General features: G+C 52.9%; 16 protein-coding genes and 4 tRNA genes. 11 read left to right on the plus strand and 9 right to left on the minus strand.

Annotated elements, in window-relative coordinates:
- The first annotated feature begins 2 nt into the window (after positions 1–2).
- Complete coding sequence (locus L1D47_RS05930; RefSeq protein WP_041511855.1) at positions 3–710, plus strand: transglutaminase-like cysteine peptidase; 708 nt, start codon at positions 3–5, stop codon at positions 708–710.
- A gap of 8 nt (positions 711–718) precedes the next feature.
- A complete protein-coding gene (locus L1D47_RS05935) occupies positions 719–2,641 on the plus strand; it encodes an EAL domain-containing protein (RefSeq protein WP_239883004.1) in 1,923 nt (640 codons plus the stop codon).
- Between the two features lie 812 nt (positions 2,642–3,453).
- Here L1D47_RS05935 and L1D47_RS05940 read toward each other — a convergent pair.
- The 4 genes from L1D47_RS05940 to L1D47_RS05955 form a co-directional block, all read right to left on the minus strand.
- A tRNA-Pro gene (locus L1D47_RS05940) sits at positions 3,454–3,530 on the minus strand.
- Between the two features lie 53 nt (positions 3,531–3,583).
- A tRNA-Pro gene (locus L1D47_RS05945) sits at positions 3,584–3,660 on the minus strand.
- Positions 3,661–3,744: 84 nt separating this feature from the next.
- Positions 3,745–3,820 (minus strand) — tRNA-His (locus tag L1D47_RS05950).
- Positions 3,821–3,863: 43 nt separating this feature from the next.
- Positions 3,864–3,940 (minus strand) — tRNA-Arg (locus L1D47_RS05955).
- Between the two features lie 218 nt (positions 3,941–4,158).
- Here L1D47_RS05955 and L1D47_RS05960 point away from each other — a divergent pair.
- On the plus strand, positions 4,159–6,807 hold the full coding sequence (locus L1D47_RS05960; protein ID WP_239883005.1) for a diguanylate cyclase: 2,649 nt from the start codon (positions 4,159–4,161) through the stop codon (positions 6,805–6,807).
- 635 nt (positions 6,808–7,442) lie between these two features.
- Here L1D47_RS05960 and rep read toward each other — a convergent pair.
- Positions 7,443–9,455 (minus strand): DNA helicase Rep, encoded by a 2,013-nt coding sequence (rep, locus tag L1D47_RS05965; RefSeq protein WP_041511852.1) that lies wholly within the window; start codon positions 9,453–9,455, stop codon positions 7,443–7,445.
- A 240-nt stretch (positions 9,456–9,695) separates the two neighbouring features.
- On the opposite strand from rep, the gene L1D47_RS05970 reads away from it, so the two are divergent.
- From L1D47_RS05970 to L1D47_RS05990, 5 genes are all read left to right on the plus strand, one after another.
- A complete protein-coding gene (locus tag L1D47_RS05970; RefSeq protein WP_041511851.1) occupies positions 9,696–9,956 on the plus strand; it encodes an accessory factor UbiK family protein in 261 nt (86 codons plus the stop codon).
- A gap of 227 nt (positions 9,957–10,183) precedes the next feature.
- Complete coding sequence (gene creD / locus L1D47_RS05975; protein ID WP_239883007.1) at positions 10,184–11,533, plus strand: cell envelope integrity protein CreD; 1,350 nt, start codon at positions 10,184–10,186, stop codon at positions 11,531–11,533.
- A gap of 64 nt (positions 11,534–11,597) precedes the next feature.
- Entirely contained in the window at positions 11,598–12,347 is a 750-nt protein-coding gene (locus tag L1D47_RS05980) for a phosphatase PAP2 family protein (protein WP_239883014.1), read from the plus strand.
- 106 nt (positions 12,348–12,453) lie between these two features.
- Positions 12,454–12,954, plus strand: coding sequence for an Lrp/AsnC family transcriptional regulator (locus L1D47_RS05985; RefSeq protein WP_239883015.1), 501 nt, complete (start codon positions 12,454–12,456; stop codon positions 12,952–12,954).
- Positions 12,955–13,193: 239 nt separating this feature from the next.
- Positions 13,194–14,552, plus strand: a complete 1,359-nt coding sequence (locus tag L1D47_RS05990) for a sodium-dependent transporter (protein WP_239883017.1) — start codon at positions 13,194–13,196, stop codon at positions 14,550–14,552.
- 22 nt (positions 14,553–14,574) lie between these two features.
- Here L1D47_RS05990 and L1D47_RS05995 read toward each other — a convergent pair whose 3' ends face one another.
- Positions 14,575–15,183: a TetR/AcrR family transcriptional regulator gene (locus tag L1D47_RS05995; protein WP_041511847.1), complete on the minus strand. Its 609-nt coding sequence runs from the start codon at positions 15,181–15,183 to the stop codon at positions 14,575–14,577.
- 164 nt (positions 15,184–15,347) lie between these two features.
- Here L1D47_RS05995 and L1D47_RS06000 point away from each other — a divergent pair, with 164 nt between their 5' ends.
- Positions 15,348–16,442 (plus strand): MBL fold metallo-hydrolase, encoded by a 1,095-nt coding sequence (locus L1D47_RS06000; RefSeq protein ID WP_239883019.1) that lies wholly within the window; start codon positions 15,348–15,350, stop codon positions 16,440–16,442.
- 125 nt (positions 16,443–16,567) lie between these two features.
- Positions 16,568–18,475, plus strand: a complete 1,908-nt coding sequence (locus L1D47_RS06005) for a hypothetical protein (RefSeq protein ID WP_239883020.1) — start codon at positions 16,568–16,570, stop codon at positions 18,473–18,475.
- Between the two features lie 89 nt (positions 18,476–18,564).
- Here the strand turns inward: L1D47_RS06005 and L1D47_RS06010 are convergent, their stop codons facing one another.
- Complete coding sequence (locus L1D47_RS06010) at positions 18,565–19,035, minus strand: Hsp20/alpha crystallin family protein (protein ID WP_239883022.1); 471 nt, start codon at positions 19,033–19,035, stop codon at positions 18,565–18,567.
- Between the two features lie 349 nt (positions 19,036–19,384).
- Between L1D47_RS06010 and L1D47_RS06015 the strand changes: the two genes are divergently transcribed.
- On the plus strand, positions 19,385–19,906 hold the full coding sequence (locus tag L1D47_RS06015) for a hypothetical protein (RefSeq protein ID WP_239883023.1): 522 nt from the start codon (positions 19,385–19,387) through the stop codon (positions 19,904–19,906).
- Positions 19,907–19,986: 80 nt separating this feature from the next.
- Here the strand turns inward: L1D47_RS06015 and L1D47_RS06020 are convergent, their stop codons facing one another.
- Positions 19,987–21,129, minus strand: coding sequence for an alanine--glyoxylate aminotransferase family protein (locus L1D47_RS06020; protein WP_239883025.1), 1,143 nt, complete (start codon positions 21,127–21,129; stop codon positions 19,987–19,989).
- A 231-nt stretch (positions 21,130–21,360) separates the two neighbouring features.
- Complete coding sequence (ilvA, locus tag L1D47_RS06025) at positions 21,361–22,911, minus strand: threonine ammonia-lyase, biosynthetic (RefSeq protein ID WP_239883027.1); 1,551 nt, start codon at positions 22,909–22,911, stop codon at positions 21,361–21,363.

The raw sequence follows: 22,911 nt of genomic DNA on the forward strand, positions 1-22,911 counted from the left end.
AGATGAAGGCCAAAATTGGCAGGCAAAAACGCTTTCAAAGGGTCTGCCAACTTTGCGTTGTGGCAACGGCCCTGGGGTTTTCTTGCCTATACGCTTCTCCGACACAAACACTCGACGCCAACTACATTAAGTCCACCCTAGAAGCCCGATACGGTGAGCGCGCAGGCATGCGCGTCGCCGCCTGGTTTAAGGTGCTGGACGAATCGCAGGGGCTGAGTGAACAAGAGAAGATCACCAAGGTAAATAACTTTTTCAATCTATTTAGGTTTGTGGACGACATCAAGTTGTGGGGCGTCAGTAACTACTGGGCCACACCGATGGAGTTTATCGGGGTGAATGGTGGCGATTGTGAAGATTTCTCCATCGCCAAATATTTCACCCTACTGCAGCTGGGCATTCCCGATGACAAGCTGCGGATCACCATGGTCAAGGCCACCTCGGTCAACCAGTACCACATGGTGTTAGCCTACTATGAAACGCCCGGCTCCATCCCCTTGGTGTTGGATAACCTGGACAGACAGATTAAACCGGCCACCCAGAGACAAGATCTGATCCCCGTATACAGCTTTAACGGTCGTCAGTTGTGGCTAAACAAAGAAAAAGGTCGCGGTGTGCTGGCAGGCTCATCGGGACGCCTTGAAAAATGGAATGATCTCAAAAATAGATTAGGTGTTGAGCGACTCAAAATGCCTAAGTTAAGATTGGAGTAGCGAAAACAATGACACTGTTTCGACAGATATACTCACTGCTTTTTGGCCTGTTCTTGGTCGTTGTCATCAGCCTAGCTTATGTACAATTTACAGAGACACAAAGCTTTCTGACCAAGCAGATGGAGTCCGATCTCAATAACACCAGCCACAGTCTGGGGATCATGCTGGTTCCCGATCTGGAAGCGGGTGACATTGTCGGCGCGGAGACGCTGATCAACGTCATCTTCGAAGGCGGCTATTACCAACAGGTGAAACTCACCTGGCTGGTCGATGGCAAACAACAGGTGTGGGAAAACGACGTTAAGATTGAGGGTGTCCCCCAATGGTTTATCGACCTGGGGTTCTTCGAAACCATTAAACGCGAAAGCACCATTACCTCGGGTTGGATCCAACTGGCCAAGCTAGAGATCACCGCCCACCCTGGCTTTGGTTACAACGAGCTATGGCGCACCCTGACCAACGCCATCATAGTCATCTCTATCCTGTTTTTACTCGCCATCATGCTGGCGCGCTTCGGACTAACCTGGATCCTGCGACCACTGCATGAGATTGCCGAGCATGCGACCGAAATAGCCCAGCGCAAGTTTGGCCCCGACATGGCAATTCCCAAGACCTCCGAGCTTAAATCCGTGGTCGAAGCCTTTAACAGCATGTCTCACCAGCTCAAGCAGATCTTCAGCTCTCTGGACGAAGAGGTGACAGAACTGCGCAAGAAGAACCTGGTGGATCAAGTCTCTAAGCTGCCAAACCGACAATATATGATGGGCCGCCTCAACAGCTGGTTGAATGAACCTAATAATGGCTCGCTGATGATGGCCAAGTTTGACTGGCTCGAAGAGGTGCACAGCAAGTATGGCTATCAGGTTCGCGATGAAACCATACGCCTGCTGGCCGGGAAGATGCAGGAGCAACTCGACGAGATCGCCCCCTCCGTCATCGCCCGTATCGCCGCCTATGAGTTTGCCTTCCTGATCACCAGTGCCGAACAGGAGCAGAGCAGTAAGTACCTGCATACCCTGATCAGAACCGTGAATCAGGAGATCTCCAAGGCGGGCTGTAAGCCTAACGAGCAGTTTGCCATAGGTATCGCCCAGCGCACCGACAACATGACGGTATCGGACATTCTGGCGCAGACAGATAACGCATTGCAGAAGGCGATCGCCGACAACAAGGTATTCCATTGGTTCGAGAGTAACGAGAAACAGCTTTACACCCGTGAGCAGTGGCGAGAGCATTTGAGCGCAGCCATCAGCAGCAAGCAGTTCCAGTTCAAATGGCAGCCGGTCTACCATACCCACAAGGATGAGGTGGTGCAGCGTGAGCTCTATTGTCAGCTCACCATAGGCGATAAAGAGATCCACGCGGGCCAGTTTATGCCTTATGTCGAGCTGCTCTCACTGGGGTCTATGCTGGACAGATGCCTGATCGAAACCATAGTGGAAAATGGTCTGCTGGAGCGTAATGATGAGCCTATCGCCATCAACCTGACCTTCAACAGTCTGAGCGATACCAGTTTCCATAAATGGCTCAACAAGTTCCTGAGCAGTACGCAGCAGGCCCAGCGTATCGTGTTTGATATTCCAGAGGCCGGCGTCTATAGCGATCCCGACGCCTGTCAGGCCCTATGTAACATCATTCGTGATAATGGCGCCCACTTCGGCATCGATCACTTCGGTCGTCAGTTTGGCTCTATGTCTTACCTGCAGAACCTCAGACCTAGCTACGTCAAGTTAGATCAGTCCTTCGCCTACTATGACGAGAACGAGCACAACAGCGAGCTGTGCCGCGCCCTGGTAAACGTCGCCAGAGGCCTGGATATCCAGATCATCGTCACAGGCATTCAGGAGCAGCCACAATTGGCGCGTTTCGAGCCGCTCAAGGCTAACGCCTATATGGGCTATATCTACCCGCCCACTCGGGTTGAGATGTAACGAAAAAAGCTGCCCAAAAGGCAGCTTTTTTTATCCCGATAATCGGCTTAATAAATAGAAAGAGGGCCTTATACCAATCACAGTAAGTATGTGATCAGAAATAGCGCAGGAAAAACGTTTGAGAACAAAGCAGGATTTTTAGATAAGTAGTTATTCTACAATTAAAAATTGCTAAGGAAGGTGCGAATAAGTCCCGTGCTTGCTCTGCGTGTGCTTAAAGTGGATAGATGCAAGGCACAGTTTGCAGCGAATGGCCCTAGTCCTTCGCAAGAACTGTAACGCAGCAAATACCGCTGTAAGCCTCGCCCTGCGGGGCTTTGATAGCAACACCATTTCGGCGTTATTCAACTTCAGCAGGCCTCGGCGAGTTGAGAACAAAGCAGGATTTTTAGATAAGTAGTTATTCTACAATTAAAAATTGCTAAGGAAGGTGCGAATAAGTCCCGTGCTTGCTCTGCGTGTGCTTAAAGTGGATAGATGCAAGGCACAGTTTGCAGCGAATGGCCCTAGTCCTTCGCAAGAACTGTAACGCAGCAAATACCGCTGTAAGCCTCGCCCTGCGGGGCTTTGATAGCAACACCATTTCGGCGTTATTCAACTTCAGCAGGCCTCGGCATGCCCTCARTTGAATGCCTTGAACTGTCGCTGCTATCAAAGCCAGAGCTGTGCGACGACTTGTTCGCACCTTCCCTAATACAGTTATCGAGCGTTTTAACAAGCTAGAATGATCAATTATTTATTACGATTGGTATTATTTACAAAAGACAGGCAAAGAAAAAGCCCCTCGATCGCTCGAGGGGCTTATCTATGATTGGTCGGTGATAGAGGATTCGAACCTCTGACCCTCTGGTCCCAAACCAGATGCGCTACCGGACTGCGCTAATCACCGAAAATCTTTTTGTATCAGTAAATGACATCTTAAAACATCACTCACTTGGAAACTGGTCGGTGATAGAGGATTCGAACCTCTGACCCTCTGGTCCCAAACCAGATGCGCTACCGGACTGCGCTAATCACCGAAACAATGGATATTTTACGAGGTGCCGCCTCACTTCACTTTATCAACGATTGGAATGACTCGTGAAGTCTGTTGCAAGAAGAAGTGGGGTGACTGATGGGACTTGAACCCACGACAACCGGAATCACAATCCGGGGCTCTACCAACTGAGCTACAATCACCACTGATGTTGACTTCTTTACGCTAACTTGACCCTCATCCAACTGGTGCACCCAGAAGGATTCGAACCCTCGGCCTCACCCTCCGGAGGGGTGCGCTCTATCCAGCTGAGCTATGGGTGCCTGCCTTGTTAGCGCCGCATATAGTATGGATTATTTTACTGCGCGTCTATAGCAAACACATATTTTTTTACGCGTTTGCTCAAGTTTTAGCAGATTTAAGGAGATATTAAGCTGACGACGTCAAAATAATGACTTGGTGCTGGTGTTTTTTTATGCTATTTATAATCATTACCCCAAATCCTAGCGAAAAAATATAATTACTTGTGATTGGCGGAACCATGTTTAGGGATAAAACAGACCAACATTCACCCCGTGAAGTTGGCCGTTTATACAAAAGGATATCTCGCTTAAAGAGCCTGGCTCGGAAGTACAAGCGTTCTGAGATCGTCCAACATACACTATTGGATATCTCCAATCTTGCCGCTCGGGTCGAGCGCGCCGAAGACTTCTACGCAGGTATCCAGACCAATCTCAATCGCCTCCTCCCCGCAGACAACTTCTTCATCGCCATCACAGACAGAGAAACCAACAAATTAGGTGTACCTTTCTTTGTCGATGAGAAAGATCAGCATCCAAGCCAGCTTTACCCAAGCGAAGAACTCTCTACCACCCTCAACAGCGGACTCACTGGCTATGTGCTGCGCAGCCAAAAGCCCCTGCTATGTGATGATGATAAGTTTGAACAGCTGCTCGCCAGCGGTGAAATCGTCAGTCGCGGCTCGAGTTGCCACCAGTGGCTGGGCGTACCTATCTTCAGCAGCGATCAGACCATAGGGGTGATCGCGGTACAAAGCTATGATGCCAACATCACCTATGGCGACATAGAAGTTGAGCTGATGACCTTCATCAGCCAGCATATCTCGGGTGTTATCGAGCGGGTTCAGTACCAGCACAACCTGGAAGCCGCTATCGAGCACAGGACCAAGGAGCTGAGCGTCGCCTACGATAAGCTCAAGCAGGAGGTGACCGAGCGGCGACGGGCGGAAAACCTACAAAAGTCACTGTTTGAGATTGCCGAGCTCTCCAACTCGACCATAGACCACCACAGCTTCTACAGAGAGCTGCACAGGGTGCTCAGCCATCTGCTCCCGGCCAACAACTGTTATATCGCCTTGCTCGAGGACAATGGCCGCGAGCTACATTTTCCCTTTTATGTCTCTCAGCTCAACGTGGGTGCGCCACAGAGGCGCCCATTGGCCGATGGCCTGACGGAATTTATCCTCAAGCATAAGCGTCCCCTACTGCTCGATGGCAGCGATATCAAGACGCTGATCAAGAACAAGCAACTGTACGCCAAGGCACCACAGCTCAACTACGCCGAAACCATACACCAGTGGATCGGCGTGCCGTTATTTATTCAGGGCATAGTCAAGGGTGCGCTAACCATCTACAGCTTTACGCCCTCGCAGACCTATCAGGAGAAAGATCTGGATCTGCTCACCTTCGTCTCGCAACATATCGCGGCGGCGATCGAGCGCAAGCTATCGGCGGAATCACTGAAACAGAGCTACGAACAGCTGGAAGAGAAAGTCGCCCAGCGTACCCGTGCCCTGGCGATGCTCAACCAAGACCTGGAGAAGGAGATCGCCCAGCGCCGTAAGGTCGAACAACAACTGGTACATGATGCCAGCCACGACACCTTAACCGGCCTGCCCAATCGCGCCATGTTTATGGAGCGCCTGGCACAGGCGGTCAAACATGTCAGGCGCCATGCCAGAGACAGATTTGCCCTGCTGTTTATCGACCTCGACCGCTTTAAGCTGATCAACGACACCTTAGGTCACCTGCAGGGCGATCGCTTTCTAATCGAAACCGCTCGTCGCCTCAACCTCTGCATCAGGAGCAACGACACCTTAGGGCGGATCGGCGGTGATGAGTTTGTCATACTGCTGGACAGCATCAATACCAATAGCGACGCCATCGAGGTGGCCGAACGCATCTTAGGCGAGCTGAGCGAGCCCTACCAGCTATCGAATCAGAGCTTTACCTCGGGCGCCAGTATTGGCATCGCCTTCAGCGGCCAAAGCAGTGGCGATACCAGCGAATCGCTCTTAAAAGACGCCGATGCCGCCATGTATCAAGCCAAGTCCAACGGCAAGGGCTGCTTCGTCATATTTGATCACAATACCAGTCACCAGCAGAGCCACGACATTACCCTAGAGATAGAGCTGAGGGAGGCGATAGCCAAGAAGGCGTTGGCACTACAATATTTCCCCGTCATGGCATTGGCGACTCAGGAGGTTATCGCGCTGGAACCCAGACTCTACTGGCAACACGAGCAACTGGGGAAGATAAAGCAAGACCAGCTAAGCAACATTGCCGAACACTGCAACCTGACCAAGGAGCTGGCTCTCTACCTCTTCGATCAGCTCAATAGCGACTATGACAAGGTCATGCAGCAGGTCGATGGCAAGGTACAGCTACATATCAAAGTCGCCAGTCAGCACCTCAAGCATAAGCACGCGGTGCGCAAGCTCAAGAATCGCATCAAGCAGAGCTACTATAAGCCTGCCAATATCTGGGTCTTCTTCAACGAAAAGGCCTTTGTCGCCGACAGCGACAGCCACATTCAGGCCTTCGACATCCTGGCCAAGCAGTCAATAAACATAGGCCTCTGCGCCTACGGCAGTGCCCACACCGCACTGAGCAGCCTAAGCTTCCTGCCCTTGAGCGGCCTGAAGCTCGACCCTAGCTATATCAGTCATCTGAATAATCCGCAGCAGAAGAGGCTGCTCAAGGCGCATCAGCTAACGACATCGGCGCTCGAACTGACCCTGTTTGTGGAAGGGGTTAAGACGGATCTGCACAGGCAGCAGCTGGTCAGCCTGGGCTTCGACCAAGGTCAGGGTCAGGCGCTGGGCGAGTCTATCGACCCCAGTCAACTGCCTGAGCCAAGCCGGTCTCGCAGCGGCAGCATCTCTGCCTAGGCAGAGATATCCATCCACTTAAGCTAGCCCAATTATACCAATCGTAATAAATAATTGATCATTCTAGCTTGTTAAAACGCTCGATAACTGTATTAGGGAAGGTGCGAACAAGTCGTCGCACAGCTCTGGCTTTGATAGCAGCGACAGTTCAAGGCATTCAACTGAGGGCATGCCGAGGCCTGCTGAAGTTGAATAACGCCGAAATGGTGTTGCTATCAAAGCCCCGCAGGGCGAGGCTTACAGCGGTATTTGCTGCGTTACAGTTCTTGCGAAGGACTAGGGCCATTCGCTGCAAACTGTGCCTTGCATCTATCCACTTTAAGCACACGCAGAGCAAGCATGCCGAGGCCTGCTGAAGTTGAATAACGCCGAAATGGTGTTGCTATCAAAGCCCCGCAGGGCGAGGCTTACAGCGGTATTTGCTGCGTTACAGTTCTTGCGAAGGACTAGGGCCATTCGCTGCAAACTGTGCCTTGCATCTATCCACTTTAAGCACACGCAGAGCAAGCACGGGACTTATTCGCACCTTCCTTAGCAATTTTTAATTGTAGAATAACTACTTATCTAAAAATCCTGCTTTGTTCTCAAGCGTTTTTCCTGCGCTATTTCTGATCACATGTTTACTGTGATTGGTATTACTTCTTCAGCATATCCCGTATGTTGGCTATATTGGCCCGGCCCGATTGCACTCTTTGCTGCTCGGACTGAGGGGGCTTGCGGTTCTCCCAGATGAGGTCGTCCTGAGGCAGCTCCATCAAGAAGCGACTAGGCTCACAGCGCATCACCTCACCAAACTGTCGTCGCTCGCGGCAGATCATGAACCACAGCTCCCGCTGGGCCCGCGTGATCCCCACATAGGCCAGGCGCCTTTCCTCCTCGACATTGTCTTCATCTATGCTGGTCTGGTGGGGCAAGATACGCTCCTCCACCCCCACCATGAAGACATAGGGAAACTCCAGTCCCTTAGAGGCGTGCAGCGTCATCAGCTGTACCTGATCTCCTGCCTCATCCTCGCTGTTGCGCTCCATCATGTCTCTCAAAGTCAGACGGGTTACCACTTCCGGCAACGTCATGCCTTCGTCCAGCTCATCGCCCTCGAGCATCTCGGTCACCCAGCGGTATAGCTCGGAGATGTTCTTCATCCGCATCTCGGCGGCCTTGGCGCTGGTACTGGTCTCGTATAGGTAATCTTCGTAGTTGATATGGCGAATGAGCTGCTTCACCGCCTCGACCGGCTCGCCGCGGGTCGCCGCCTCCCCCGTGTCGACGATAAACTTGCCAAACTGGTACAGGGCCGACATGGCCGCCGGCGGCAGATGATCATTTAGCTCGGGCTTAAATATCGCCTCGAACATGGAGATGTGCAGCTCGTTGGCAAAGTTACCGAGCCGCTCCAGGGTCGCAGGCCCAATGCCGCGTTTAGGCAGGTTCACCACTCGCAGGAAGGCGTTGTCGTCGTCGGGATTCACCACCAGACGCAGGTAGGCCATGATATCTTTGATCTCGGCGCGGCCGAAGAAGGAGGTGCCGCCGCTGAGCTTATAGGGAATACGGTTGGTCATCAGCGCCCGCTCCAGCAGGCGCGACTGGTGGTTGCCCCGATAAAGGATGGCATAGTCGCCAAACTGAGTCTTGCCCACAAACTTATGGCGAATCATCTCGGCCACCACACGCTCGGCTTCCTGCTCCTCGTTGGCGGCGATCAACACCCGCAGTGGTTCGCCATAGGCCAGCTCGCTGAACAGCGACTTGTCGTAGACGTGAGGGTTATTGGCGATCAATATGTTGGCCGCTCGCAAGATTCGCTGACTCGAGCGATAGTTCTGCTCCAGCTTAATCAGCTTAAGGGCGGGAAAGTCTTGTCCCAGCAACACCAGATTCTGCGGCTTGGCCCCACGCCAGGAGTAGATGGACTGGTCGTCATCCCCTACCACGGTAAAGCGGGCGCGCTCACCCACCAGCAATTTCACCAGCTCATACTGACTGGTGTTGGTATCCTGGTATTCATCCACCAGCAGGTATTGAATGCGTTTCTGCCAGCGTTCGCGCACCTCCTGCTTGTGTCTCAGCAGCAAGGTAGGCAGCAGGATAAGATCGTCGAAATCCAGCGCGTTGTAGGCCTTCATATGCTGGGCATAGCGCTGATAGAGCAAGGCGAACAGCTGTGACTGTTCATCTCGGGCACTCTTGATGGCGCGATCCGGCGTCATCAGATCGCCCTTCCAGTTGGAGATCGCCGTCATCAGCATACGCAGCAGATCTTTATCGCCATCGAACTCCTTCTCGGTGAGCTCTTTCAGCAGCGCCAGGGTGTCCTGATCGTCAAACAGGGAGAAGCCGGGCTTGAGGCCCACCACCTTATACTCCCGCTTGATGATCTCAAGCCCCAGGGTGTGAAAGGTCGAGATCCACAGCCCTCTGGCCTCTTTGCGCCCCATCGACTGGGCCACACGCTCCTTCATCTCCCGCGCCGCCTTGTTGGTAAAGGTCACCGCGGCGATGTTGCGCGCCTGATAACCACACTTCTGTACCAGATAGGCAATTTTATTGATGATCACACGTGTCTTACCACTGCCCGCGCCGGCAAGCACCAGACAGGGACCAGAGACATAGTGAACAGCATCATTTTGACCGGGATTGAGCTTCATTAACTAACGGCTACCAACTAGAGAAATCTTAAGATCGGCCAGGGATCATACCAGAATCTTTGCCGTAGCTCAGACAAAAATATCCAGGCTTTTCCCCGAGCTTAACCGCAGGTAACCGGCCTGCCTCAGACGTGAGCCCGCCCCCAACACGGGGCCAAGCCACCGGTTTTTAGTTGTCATCCCAGTAGGCTTAGGTACAATTCGGGCATAGCATTAAACGGCCAATGGCGGACAGAAAAGATGATTAACCCCAAAAAGATCGAAGAAGTAGCTAAGCAGCTAAGCGATAACCTCCCCAGCGGGCTTAAGCAGTTTGCCGGTGAGTTTGAAGAGAAGAGTAAGCAGATACTGCAAAACCAGCTGATGAAACTCGATCTGGTATCACGCGAAGAGTTTGATGTGCAGCAGCACGTGCTCCTGAAGACCCGCGAGAAGCTGGAGTCGCTCCAGGCCCAGGTCGATGCCCTGGAAGCCAGACTCAGACAGCAAGACGACGCATAAGCCTGTCTGCGTAAGGCGGAGCCTATAGCGCCCATCCACAAAAAAAGAGCGCCCGACGCTCTTTTTTATTACCTCTCAGTACCGTTTCCTCTGCTGGGCCGGCTTTCGATTGCTCATTTTCAATTGCCTCGGTTTTGCCACAATTTGCCATCCTAATGCCCGCCTGTCTGGCAAGAGTTATGGTGTAATGGCGCAATACACTCGGACCGTCATTGAGAGGGAATTTTATGTTAAGTCGGTTGCCCCTAGCCAACAGCCCCCTAAGCAAGAAACTGATCTTCATCGCCATTCTCACCCTGGTGGCGATGATCCCCCTGGGACTCATCGAGAGCCTCACCTCAGACAGGCAGCATCTGTACCACGACGTGGTCCATGAGATAGGTCGCTCCTGGGGCGAGCGGCAGACCATTGCGGGGCCGGCGCTGGTGATCCCCTACACCTATGAGGTGGTGCAGGAGAGTATCAGCGACACTGGCAAGATGACCAAGGCAAGGCACACCTACGACAGCGAGCTGGTCGTGCTACCCGAGCAGCTCAATCTCGCCGTCTCGCTCGACCATAGCTTTCTGTCGCGCGGTATCTTTCGCTCGCTCGTCTATCAATCTCAGGTCACCGGCTCGGCACACTTTCGCCTCGAACCTTACACTCCGGCCAACTTAGTCAGCCTGCACCCCGAGCGAGCCAGGCTGGTGTTTGGCATCTCTGCCAACCAGGCCATCGACAAGATCAACCGCTTCACGGCTAAGATTGATCAACAGGAGGCCGCTCCCCAACGCCTCATGCCAGGCACAGGGCTGGAGCAGCTCGGCGGCCTAGACAGAGGGTTTCATCAGCCAATCACCTTGCAATCTGACAACCAGCAACTCTGGGTAAACTTCGATATCAGCCTGCGTGGCTCCCAAGGGATCTCTGTGCTGCCCATAGGACAACAGACCCAGGTCACACTGTCTGCAGACTGGCCTCATCCGAGCTTCCACGGCCTGCTGCCGACCGAGCGGCAGATCAGCGCTGAGGGCTTTAGCGCCCAGTGGGACGTGAGCCACCTAACCCGTAACTATCCGCAGGTATTCGCCAAGATACAGGAGGTTAACCTGCAGGAGATAGCGGCTCAGGCGACCCTATTTGAACCGGTTACCCACTACGGTAAGATCGAACGCGCGGTCAAATATGGTCTGCTGTTTATCATGCTCACCAGCATCATGCTGCTGATCTTCGAACTGGGGCAACAACAGACCCTAAGCTCGATTCAGTATCTGCTGGTCGCCAGCGCCATGGCCCTCTTCTATCTGCTGCTCCTCTCCCTGTCGGAACATATCAGCTTCGGTTACGCCTACCTGATGGCCGCCTCCGTCCCACTGCTATCAGTCTCGGCCTATATCGCCAGCGTCACCGCCTGTCGTCAGCGGGGCGTCTTCATGGCCATCATGTTGCTGGCGCTCTACAGCGTGCTCTACTCCATATTGAAGCTGGAAGACTATGCGCTGCTGATGGGTTCAGGGCTGCTGATGCTAGTCTTGCTGGTTCTGATGTACCTGACCCGCCACCAGGTCGAGCCGCCGCGGGCCGCGAACGACTAAATACAACGCCGGGCTAGCCAGCATCACCGAGGCAGGTTAGTCTAGCGCTTTTTAGGGAGCATTTATGACACGAAACGATCGGCTAAATCCCTACGCTTATCTGTTACTCCTCTGGGGCGGCCTAGCACTTATTCCCGCCGCGCTCTATCTGGGTGGCCTCAGCCTATTTCCCTGGATCGAGCTAGACTCCATCAAGGCGCAGCTACTCTATGGCTTAACCAGCCTGGGAACTGCGCCCTATGGCATACTCACTGTACTTGCCCTGCTGCTCATCTGTTATCTGTTACTGCCGCGAAAACAGCTAGTGCCACTGCTGCTCAGCGTTAGCCTGGCCATGGGGATCGGCCTGGTGCTCAATCATTTTCTCAAGCCCTACTTCGGCCATCCCAGACCCAATGTCCAGCTGTTGGCAGACACTCAGGGGCTGTCCCTAAGTGATTTTTATCAGGCCAGTGCATCGGCGCGGCGCACCTTGATGGCGCAAGAGATGACTAAACTGACGGAGCAGACGGAGCTATCCCTCTCCCCCCAAATAGCCCAGCACTGGCAACATGAAGTAGGCTTCTCGTTTCCCTCCGGCCACACCCTGTTTGCCGTGACGCTTGCCTTAGTCGTCAGCTATTTTTTGTTGTCCGCGCAGCAGTTTTTATTCACGTCTCTGTTATGCTTATGGGCGCTGGCCATGGGATTTAGCCGCATGTTACTCGGCATGCATTGGCCCCAGGATGTCTTGGCCGCCACCCTGCTTGGCGGCGCTATCGCCCTGTTCTCCCTGCTGAGCATTGAGAGATGGCGCGCCATCAGGCAAGACTAGGGCCTGTTTATCTTTCGCGTTCATTTTTGCAGGGTTCATCTTGAGCCAAAATTTGTTCTCAAAAGGTCAACAGACCCTAACATTTCACTTTTATCTGCCGACAAAGATGACAAGACTACAACTCGATAAGACCGACATTCAGATCCTCAAGTTATTACAGGCCCAGGGGCGCATGGCCAACCAAGATCTGGCGGCCAGTGTCGGCCTGTCGCCCTCCCCCTGCTCGCGCCGGGTCAAGGCGATGGAGGAGGCCGGTATTATCGCCGGCTATGCCGCCATGGTCGATGCGCCCTACTTTCAGCTGACCCTGACCGCCTATGTGCAGGTGCGCCTGGAGAAGCATACCCAAGCCATACTCGATGCATTCGAACAGGCCATAGATGCCTATGATGAAGTGCTCGAATGCGCCCTGCTCACGGGTAGCGACGCCGACTACCAGCTCAAGGTCTTGGTCAGAGACATGGATGCCTTCAAACATTTCCTGCTGGAGAAGCTCACCAGTAATCCGCATATCGCCGGCATTCGCTCAAGCTTCGTGCTCAAGCAGGTCAAGAACCGCACCGCTATTCCGCTACCCGAACTCGAGGCTCAGGACGATAAAGCTTGATAAATTGCACAAATTTCCATTTTTTTGACCACGCAATTCGATTGCGTCAAGGCCTTCCTCAGCAAAGGTGAAGCAATAATTTCCCACCAAAAAGCCTTTTGATGAAATTTTTCATCATAAAAAGGCAATTTCGAGACAAAATAATAAAGTAACAACCTGTAAAGGCGCTATTTCTCACCCTTGACCGACTAAAATAAAGCACTATGATGCGCCCTCTTTAGCACCTGGGTAAGAAATAAATGAGCACAAAAGATGTAGGGCATTTCAGCTCACGTATAGGCTTTATCATGGCGGCAGCAGGATCGGCCGTTGGCGTCGGTAATATCTGGGGGTTCCCCACCCAGGCGGCAACCCATGGTGGCGGCGCCTTCCTCTTAGTGTATCTGGTGCTGATTTTCTTACTGGGCTACCCCATGTTGGTGGCCGAACTCATGATTGGCCGCCATGGCCAAACCAACCCAGCAGACGCCATGGCCAAACTTGGCAGCAACGCCCTGACTCGCAACCTGGGTAAGACGATTGGCTTCGCCTCTATCCTTACCGCTACCCTCATCTGCACCTTCTACAGCATATTATCGGGCTGGTTTGTCAGCTTCACCCTGGCCCCATTGGCCGAGATGTTGGGAGCAGAAGATATTGCCCACTGGCTAACGAGCTTCTCGCTGGAGCGCAATTTACTCTTCACCTTAATCTTTATCCTCATGGTGATCTTAGTGATCCGCCAAGGCGTGCAGCAGGGGATCGAGGCCTGGTCCAAACGACTCATGCCGCTACTGCTGGGGATCTTGGTATTGGGGGTAGGCTATATTCTGACTCAGCCCGGGGCTGACCAGGGGTTAAGCGCGCTGCTGATACCGGATTTCGACCGGATCTGGGAACCTCAGGTGCTCATAGGTGCCTTGGGGCAGACCTTCTTCTCGCTCACCGTGGGAACCGGCGCCATGATGGTCTATGGCGCCTATTTGAATCAGAAGGAAAATGTCGCCAAGCTGACCGCCTACGTGACACTCACCGACACCAGTGTCGCCTTCCTGGCCGCCTTGATGATCATTCCCGCCATGTATGTGGCGCAGCATAACGGCGTCGCGATATTTGCCGAAGATGGCAGCCTGCTCAACGCCGATACCTTGGTCTTCACCGTGTTACCGGCGCTGTTTGATAGTTTGGGCGGCCTCGCGGGGCAGTCGATCGCCATCGTCTTCTTTATCCTGATGACCATAGCCGGGCTGACATCGGCGATCTCCATCGTCGAAGTGCCCACCAGCTATATGGTGGAAAAGACCAAGATTCCGCGCCACAGCGCCACCTATCTGGTGGGCGGTGCAATCGCCCTGCTGGCGACCATTATGGTATTTAACTTCGACGCCTTGTTTGGCTTAGTGATCACCCTGACTACAGAGCGTGCTCAGCCCTTTATCGCCCTGGGTATCGCCCTGTATACCGGCTGGGTATGGCACAGAAATAGTTTGCTAAACTCAATCGCCGCCCAGGAGGGCGCCAACCTCGACGGCCTCTTCTGGCGCATCTGGCCTGTGTACGTTAAGTATGTCTGCCCAGTGCTAATCCTTGCCATCATATTGCAGCTGTTAACCGCCTAGGATAGAGGCTAGCCAAGTGGCTTTAGGTATATTGCTTGATGATCATCTCGACCACGGTTTGGGTGATCTCATCGAGCTTGGCCTGGCTCGGCAGTGGCTCCCCCTGGATCAGCTGAGGCCAGAAGCAGTAAGCCTTGATCACGGCCGTAAACTGAACCACTAGAGTCTCGCTATCCTTGGCCTTTAACACGCCGGCATCGATCGCCTGATTAAACCAGTTTGCCAGGGGAGACTCCTGCTTGCTGAACTCAGACATGGCATCTTGGATCAGCTCAGGCTTGTGGATCGCCTCGGCAATGATCACCCTGGCCGTATCGATAAAACCTTTATTGCTTAAAAGCTTAATCTCATGTTGTACCAACTGGGTCAATTGCGAGCTCAGGCTCTTATTTTCGTCGAAGGGCAAAGATTCGAAGGCGCACAGCATCTCCATCATCTCTAGCATGATGGCACTAAACAACGCCTCTTTACTGGGGAAGTGGTTATACACGGTACGCTTGGACACATCGGCACGTTTGGCAATGTCATCCATACTCGCCAGGCTAAATCCCTTGTTTTGAAACTCTACACTGGCTGCCTCTACGATGGCCGCACGTTTCAGCTCCGAGCGAGTTAATTTTTTCTCTTTCATTTTAAATAACTTATTAGGTTTACCTTGGCGAACTTAAATTATTTTACACTTATTAGTTTACTTTTTAAACTAATATTATGTAAACTACACTAGCTAGTTTACATATGGCGATTGCAATGAAACGCAAATATCTCATTTTACTTGGCATCATACTCGGAGGAGGCATGCTGACATCTAACCTAATCAACTCCTCTGCGGCGCCAGCAAGTTTGGCCACTGACACCAAGACTGCGCAAAGTAGCAGAGACTCCGCCGCACACCATAAGCCAGATGGAGGCTACCAAAATACCGCCGCCAACTTCACCGAGAACAGCGGCATGGCATCTATCCTGATGCGCTACCTGATAGAAGAGCGCCGCGATGCCAGTCCATCGAAGGCGATCCCCTTAATGCCACTGACCCGCGAGCGTCTGAGCACACTCCCTGACACCCAGGACAGCGTGATCCGCCTGGGCCATTCGAGCATCTTACTCAAGATATCGGGTCAAACCTGGCTGATCGATCCCGTTTTTAGCAACCGGGCCTCCCCCTTCAGCTTTATTGGCCCCAAACGCTTTCATCAACCGCCCATCAGCCTAACTGACTTGCCCGAGATCGACGGCGTGCTGATCAGCCACAATCATTACGATCATCTGGACGAGGCCAGCATCAAGCAGCTCCACCACAAGGTAAGGCGTTTCATCGTGCCCCTGGGCGTCGAGCAACACCTCTTTCGTTGGGGCGTGACCAGAGATAAGGTGCAATCGCTAGACTGGTGGCAGAGCGTAACCCTCGATGCTATCAATATCACGGCGACCCCTACCCAACACTTTTCCGGCCGGGGGCTGCTCGACAAGAACCAGGCACTCTGGGCCAGCTATGTCATTCAGTCAGACAGGAGTAAGCTGTTTTTCAGCGGCGACTCGGGCTATTTCGACGGCTTTAAGACCATAGGCGAGCGGTTCGGCCCCTTCGATCTCACCATGATAGAGACAGGAGCCTATGATAAAGACTGGCCCAGCATTCATATGACCCCAGAGCAGAGCCTGCAGGCGCACCTGGATCTGGGTGGGCGTCAGATGATGCCGATCCACAATGGCACCTTCGACCAGGCCTTTCACAGCTGGTATGAGCCCCTTGAGCGAATCGCCACCCTGGCCGCCGATGCCGGTACGCCGCTCGTCACGCCAGTCGCGGGACAGATACTCGACATTCACAACACGCCAGAAAGCGTCGCCTGGTGGCGGGATGAACAGCTCAACTTAGCACGAAACGAATAATCTTCTGCCTTTGAGGCTCGTCACTCGCTTGGCATCAAGGGCTGATTTTTCCTCTGCGATTCGAGATGCTAGAATGGCGACAATAAAAATTTAACCATCAAAATTGTTTTAGGGATTGAAACATAGTGAAAGAAATTTTTGTCTCCATCATTCTATTTGTGGCCTTTATCCTCTATTGGCAGACGCGTGACAGTTCGCTCATCGTCCCTAATCAAGCAGCCGATACACCCAATGCCCCTATCGATACACCTGCTAATGTGACGCCTAACACTGCGAGCCATTCGAAAGCACTCGATGGGCTAAATTACGCCGATTGCCGTAATACGCTTCAATCTGCCAAGGATCTCAAGCAAAAATGGGCCGGAGAGCAAGATTGGGATCAACGACTCGAGCAAGGCTACTCCATAGACGACATTACCCTGGCTATGGCTCACTATCTCAATGCAAACTTTGCAAGCAGCTGGCGAGCCAAACAGCTCAAACATAATTCTCAGCTAAGCCAGGTTAATCGCAGCCTAGGCGAGCAGGTAAAGGCGCTGATACCCGACTTGCCGAGTTTCGTTCGCGTAGAAAAAGCTGTTCCGCAGCCACAACTCGCAAACATAGCTGAGTTAACCCAAGAAGAGGCACTAGCCCTGCTTGGGTCCACAGAGATTTCAATCGATGATCTAAATTGGCTACTGAAACAAGAGGACTTACCTCAAACCCTATTGCTACAAGCACTCAATCAAATCGAAGATATCAACGCTTTACTTGGCTACGGTATTACACAGAATGAAACCTTACATCTTATCGATACCGCAGCCTTTCATGGTCGCAATCAAGTGGTCTCGGCAATACTAAACAAAAGTAGCCAACTGACGAATGATCCCTATCTGGGCACGACCATGGAATATGCCCTTGCAGGCCTCGATTATCGATTCCGTATGAACAAACTCAGCGATGATGAAGCCTTTGTACGCCAGATAGAGATAATCAGACTCCTGCAATCACAGGGGAACCCGGCAAACTTCATTTCGAACACTGAACAGAGTGTTAAAGGATTCTTCCCAAGGCACTTTTACAGTTTCGACGCCCAGCAAATCGCTTTCTTACAGCAAACTCACGATTTAGCCTTGGCTCAAATCCTCCCCAAGCAGGGCCTGAAGTTCGATAAACAGAGCGCCTTAATGCAAGATCTCGAGAAAGAACTCGCAGAGCAGTTAACAACTATTGCACCAGAGTCCGAGCGTAACCAATGTAAGAAAATTGTGGCCCGAGTCGATCAAGAGTGGCAACCTCGGGATCTCAACTTTTTCACCACTAAGCTCACTGAAGAGGGGAAAACTGTAACCAGAGAAGCCCTCAATGAAATAGATCCTATCCTGGCAGACTGTTCTTCAAAGTTTGCACCTAAAGCACTTGGGGTAAGTTACCTTCACGATAGAGAGCTGGAAGATAAGGTCTACGGGTTCGCCCGCGAGAATAAGATCTCTGAGGCCATAAGCGTGTTAGAAGAGGCGCAGCTTAATGAAGCGGAATATCGCCATTTCTTCTATCAACTGCTAGGTTACGACCCCACTTATTTTGTTCCTTTACAGACCAGTCGCCTGCATCAGGAAAGGCTCTCTTATTCGCTGTTATACGACGCCACCAAGAGTAAAATGGTCGACGTTATTGCGCAGGGTATAGATATCGACGAGCTCGATTATTCAGGTAAGAGCCTGCTCGACATAGCGATTACAAAAGAAGATCTTCAACTACTTAATTATCTCATCTCGCAGCACATTCTCTACCCCGAAAGAATGGTTGGACGGGATCCTTTATATCTCTTGTTAGACACGAGTGATCATAGGTTCAATCCGGATCAACTCATGACCTATTTACCGCTTATCATGTCACTCGAGCCGCCAATTCAGCCAGCGCATATCAGGCTAATGGCACTTTTACGGTTAAAATACACAAAATTATATGCTGACATGACCGAGCTATACCCCCAATTAATCGCACCGGAAGACGCACAACTTCCACCGGCAATCTGCTTATATTATTAACCCTGCGTAAAACCGTGAAAAGGCGCCCAACTGGGCGCCTTCGATTCACATTCGATTGACTTGCTATAGCTGTTAACACACCTCACTTGCTACTCATGAAAGTCGACTTTCACCTTCTTAGCATCTTGCTGCAACTCGGCAGGTTTTGGCACATGAATGGCGAGCACACCCTTCTTGTATTGAGCGGTGATCTGGTCAGCGTCGATATTGAAACCTAATGGGATCTGCCGTTGGAATGAACCAAATGAACGCTCTCTGAGGTGATAGCCCTTTTCATCTTTCTCCTGCTCATGACGCTTCTCACCGCTGATGATCAGGTAATTACCGCGGATGTCGACGTCGATATCCTTCTCTTCCATATCGGGTAATTCGGCCTTGATCTCGACATATTCGGCACATTCTTTGACATCTATGGCAGGCATGACCCCCATCTCGGCGCGGGCGTTGGGCCATGTGGTTAACCAGTCTTTAGCAAAATCATCGAATACATTGTCTAACCGCGAATGCAGAGCGGTTCGCGGATCATCTTTATGAAAGATGGAGGGGAAGAAAGATCGCATAACAAGCTCCTTTGTTGGCTGAATCTCCCTAAGGCAAGATTCAGAGGATTTACGAACAGCCCAAAGCGCAAGCCCTCTGGGCTCCCTGATCTAATTTTAGCCCCTTAGTCCCAATTTTGACTGCTGGCAAGGCACTATCTACAGCCGAATTAATCCAGATCAAAACAAGGTGAAAAAGCCTATTTCAAGGCAATATTCGGGCACAAAATATGCCCTCATCACCAAGGGAAAACAACCCCTGAATCAGACAAAACAAAGGCAATATTATTATGAAGTTAGACAAGTTTTTACCTCACCTTTCTCAACAAAATTTTTAAAGACAACCGGGAGAGACTTAGGTATGCTTTGAGTGACACTCTTCAACGAAAAGAATCGTTCATGGACACAGCATCCATCGACAAGGGCGCGGCGTCTGAGCCGTCACCAGCAACCGCCTCAGCACTCACTCAATCAGGCTCTCAGTCAAAATCTCAGCCAGACTCTCAGCTACATAGCCAAGCAAACATTCAGCCCGCTATGCAGGCGCCGAGCACACCAAACCGCACCAGCGTTAAAACACTCGGGCCTTGGTATCGCCGCCTTCATTCTGAGTATTCTCTCGACTCTGCTCATCTTCGCGCTGGTCACCATTGCCGGCGTCCTGGAGGCGACCACGCCCGGTGGCATAGATGAAACCTCTCCCGAGGCGATCATCGTCGGTATGCTGATCTTTGCCTTTATCGGCCTGGCCTTGGTAGGCTTGGGACTGGGGATTGGCGGCCTGAATCAGAAACAACGCAAGAAGATCTTTGCCATACTGGGCACCATATTCTCCTCGGTGACCATAATGGCGACCCTGGCACTCATCACTTATGGCACCACGATAGACTAAATCAAAGGATTTCCCTCTAAACAGGGAGGCGCTAACAACAAAAAAGGGGCCTAAGCCCCTTTTTTAGATTTGCAGTTGGTTTAACGCAGCACTTCCTCTAACGCTCTTAGGCAGAGGGCCACATTTTCGCGTCGCGCCCCGAAGCCCATCAGGCCGATACGCCAGGCCTTACCGGCGAGGGCACCCAGTCCGGCACCTATCTCAAGATTATAGTTTTCAAGCAGCTGCTTACGCACTTCGCCATCGTCGACGCCCTCTGGGATATAGACGGCGTTGAGCTGCGGCAGGCGCGAAGATTCCTCGACCACAAACTTAAGCCCCAGATTTTCCAGTCCATCACGCAGCAAGCCATGCATAGACTGATGACGCGCCCAGGCATTTTCCAGCCCCTCTTCGGCGAGCAGGCGTAGCGACTCATGCAGCGCATACAGGGCATTGACCGGCGCCGTATGGTGATAGCTGCGCTTACCGCCCGCGCCCTGATCGCCACTCCAGTAGCCCATGACCAGGCTCTGATCTAAAAACCAGCTCTGCACCGGCGTCTTACGCGCCTTAAGCTTCTCTACTGCCGCGGGGGAGAATGAAACTGGCGAGAGGCCAGGCACACAGGAGAGACACTTCTGACTACCGGAATAGATGGCATCTATGCCCCACTCGTCTACCCTTAGCTCCACGCCGCCGAGGGAGGTTACCGCATCGACGATAGACAAACAGCCGTGAGCCTTAGCCAGCTGGCACAAACCCTTGGCATCCGACAGCGCCCCGGTCGAGGTCTCGGCATGCACAAAAGCTAAGAACTTGGCATCGGGATGAGCCTTAAGCGCCGCCTCGACATCGCTCAGTGACACAGGCGTGCCCCACTCGTTATCGACCACCACGGCGGTGGCACCGACGCGCTCGACATTCTGGCGCATACGCTCGCCAAATACACCGTTACGGCAGACGATCACCTTCTCGCCCGGCTCGACCAGATTAACGAAACAGGTTTCCATGCCGGCACTGCCAGGAGCCGAGACCGCCAGCGTCATGGCATTTTCAGTTTGAAACGCATATTGGATCAGTGATTTAAGCTCATCCATCATGCCGACAAACAAAGGGTCAAGGTGGCCTATGGTCGGTCTTGCCTGCGCCGCCAATACCTCGGGATAAACATCGGACGGGCCAGGGCCCATCAAGACTCGGCGCGGGGGATTAAAGGGGGTAACTTTGGGTGCTGCTAACATCTCATATCCTCTATCAAGCCTTAGCTTGAGAAGTTAGGGTTAAGGCTAACTGTCGTTTTGTTTTGATGACGAGATGATAAACGCCCCATCATCACCCTACGGATGAACAGTTATTTTCGTGCCATGGCTGGCATCTTATTGCTCTGAATCTGTTGCAAGATAACATAAAAAAAGGCGCTATCGCGCCCTTTAACCGTTAAAGTTTGTCTCTGCTCGCGAAAGCAAAAACGATTATTCGCGATTATCCAGAAACAGCTTATAGGCCGGGCTCTGAGTCTCTTCCTGATAGACGAAACCCAGCTCGGTAAGAAACTGCTGAAAGGCAACGCTATCGCTCTCAGGCACCTCGAAACCGGCCAGCACCCGGCCATAGGCGGCGCCGTGGTTACGGTAATGAAACAGGCTGATGTTCCACTTGCTGCGTAAGGTGGTGAGAAACTTAAACAGGGCGCCAGGATGCTCGGGAAACTCGAAGCTAAACAGACGCTCCTGCAGCGGCTCTGGCGGCAGGCCGCCGACCATGTAGCGCACGTGCAGCTTGGCCGTCTCGTCGTGAGACAGGTCCTGCACCTCGAAGCCATCGCCCTCGAGCCGCGCCACTATCTCGTCGAGCTCAGCCTGGCCATAAGACAGGCGAATGCCGGCAAACACCACCGCCTTCTCACGACTGGAGAAGCGGTAGTTAAACTCTGTCATGGCGCGCTTTTCCAGCAGCTCACAGAAGCGCAGGAAGATCCCCGGACGCTCCGGCACCTTCACCGCCAGAATCGCCTCTTTCTGCTCGCCCAATTCACAGCGCTCGGACACATAACGCAGGCTGTGGAAGTTGACGTTGGCACCACTCAATATGGCCGCCACCTTCTGCCCCTTGCCCTCATCGCCAATATATTTCTTTAGTCCTGCCAGGGAAAGCGCCCCCGCAGGCTCGGCGATGGCACGGGTGTCTTCGAAGATATCCTTCACCGCGGCGCAGATCTCATCCGAAGAGACTGTCACCACCTGATCCACATACTCGCGAGCCAGCCTGAAGGGCTCGGCGCCAATCTGCTTCACCGCCACGCCATCGGCAAACAGGCCCACCTGTGGCAGCACAACCCGCTCGTCTGCCTCCAGCGCCGCCTTGAGGCAGGCCGAGTCTTCCGGCTCTACCCCGATAATCTTTACCTGGGGCATCACCGCCTTATAGTAGGCCGCGATCCCGGCAATTAGGCCGCCACCGCCCACGGGCACAAACACCACCTCGAGATCCCGCTGCTGTTGCAGCATCTCCTGGGCGACCGTGCCTTGCCCGGCGATCACCGCCTCGTCATCGAACGGTGCCACATAGATGCGCCCCTCATCGCGGGCGAGTTGCTGAGCATGCTCGTTGGCCATGTCGAAGGACTGACCATGCAGCACTACCGTACCGCCGAGACGACGCACGGCATCTACCTTGATATCCGGCGTGGTCTGAGGCATGACGATCACCGCGCTGACCCCTCGCGCCGAGGCCGACATGGCGACCCCCTGGGCATGGTTGCCCGCCGAGGCGCACACCACACCGCGCTGACACTCTTCCTGATTCAGCTCGGCGATACGGTTATAGGCGCCGCGCAGTTTGAAGGAGTGCACCGGCTGCATATCTTCACGCTTGAGAAATACCTGACACCCGAGGCGCGCCGACAGCTTATTGAGACTGGAGAGCGGCGTCACCTTGGCGACATCATAGACGGATGACAGCAAGATCTTCTGCAGATAATAGTGCGCGAGATCCAGCTGTGACTGAGAGGCAAGGGCCAACAT

The organism is Shewanella sp. Isolate7 (genome assembly GCF_022398425.1).
In the GTDB taxonomy this organism is placed as follows: domain Bacteria; phylum Pseudomonadota; class Gammaproteobacteria; order Enterobacterales; family Shewanellaceae; genus Shewanella.

What these genes read in the sequence shown, in the direction of transcription:
- L1D47_RS06020 (WP_239883025.1), bottom strand. Translation starts at nt 21,129, where the DNA reads ATGTTAGCAGCACCCAAAGTTACCCCCTTTAATCCCCCGCGCCGAGTC.
- L1D47_RS05970 (WP_041511851.1), top strand. Translation starts at nt 9,696, where the DNA reads ATGATTAACCCCAAAAAGATCGAAGAAGTAGCTAAGCAGCTAAGCGAT.
- rep (WP_041511852.1), bottom strand. Translation starts at nt 9,455, where the DNA reads ATGAAGCTCAATCCCGGTCAAAATGATGCTGTTCACTATGTCTCTGGT.
- L1D47_RS05935 (WP_239883004.1), top strand. Translation starts at nt 719, where the DNA reads ATGACACTGTTTCGACAGATATACTCACTGCTTTTTGGCCTGTTCTTG.
- L1D47_RS05995 (WP_041511847.1), bottom strand. Translation starts at nt 15,183, where the DNA reads ATGAAAGAGAAAAAATTAACTCGCTCGGAGCTGAAACGTGCGGCCATC.
- creD (WP_239883007.1), top strand. Translation starts at nt 10,184, where the DNA reads ATGTTAAGTCGGTTGCCCCTAGCCAACAGCCCCCTAAGCAAGAAACTG.
- ilvA (WP_239883027.1), bottom strand. Translation starts at nt 22,911, where the DNA reads ATGTTGGCCCTTGCCTCTCAGTCACAGCTGGATCTCGCGCACTATTAT.
- L1D47_RS05980 (WP_239883014.1), top strand. Translation starts at nt 11,598, where the DNA reads ATGACACGAAACGATCGGCTAAATCCCTACGCTTATCTGTTACTCCTC.
- L1D47_RS06000 (WP_239883019.1), top strand. Translation starts at nt 15,348, where the DNA reads ATGCTGACATCTAACCTAATCAACTCCTCTGCGGCGCCAGCAAGTTTG.
- L1D47_RS05960 (WP_239883005.1), top strand. Translation starts at nt 4,159, where the DNA reads ATGTTTAGGGATAAAACAGACCAACATTCACCCCGTGAAGTTGGCCGT.
- L1D47_RS05990 (WP_239883017.1), top strand. Translation starts at nt 13,194, where the DNA reads ATGAGCACAAAAGATGTAGGGCATTTCAGCTCACGTATAGGCTTTATC.
- L1D47_RS05985 (WP_239883015.1), top strand. Translation starts at nt 12,454, where the DNA reads ATGACAAGACTACAACTCGATAAGACCGACATTCAGATCCTCAAGTTA.
- L1D47_RS05930 (WP_041511855.1), top strand. Translation starts at nt 3, where the DNA reads ATGAAGGCCAAAATTGGCAGGCAAAAACGCTTTCAAAGGGTCTGCCAA.
- L1D47_RS06010 (WP_239883022.1), bottom strand. Translation starts at nt 19,035, where the DNA reads ATGCGATCTTTCTTCCCCTCCATCTTTCATAAAGATGATCCGCGAACC.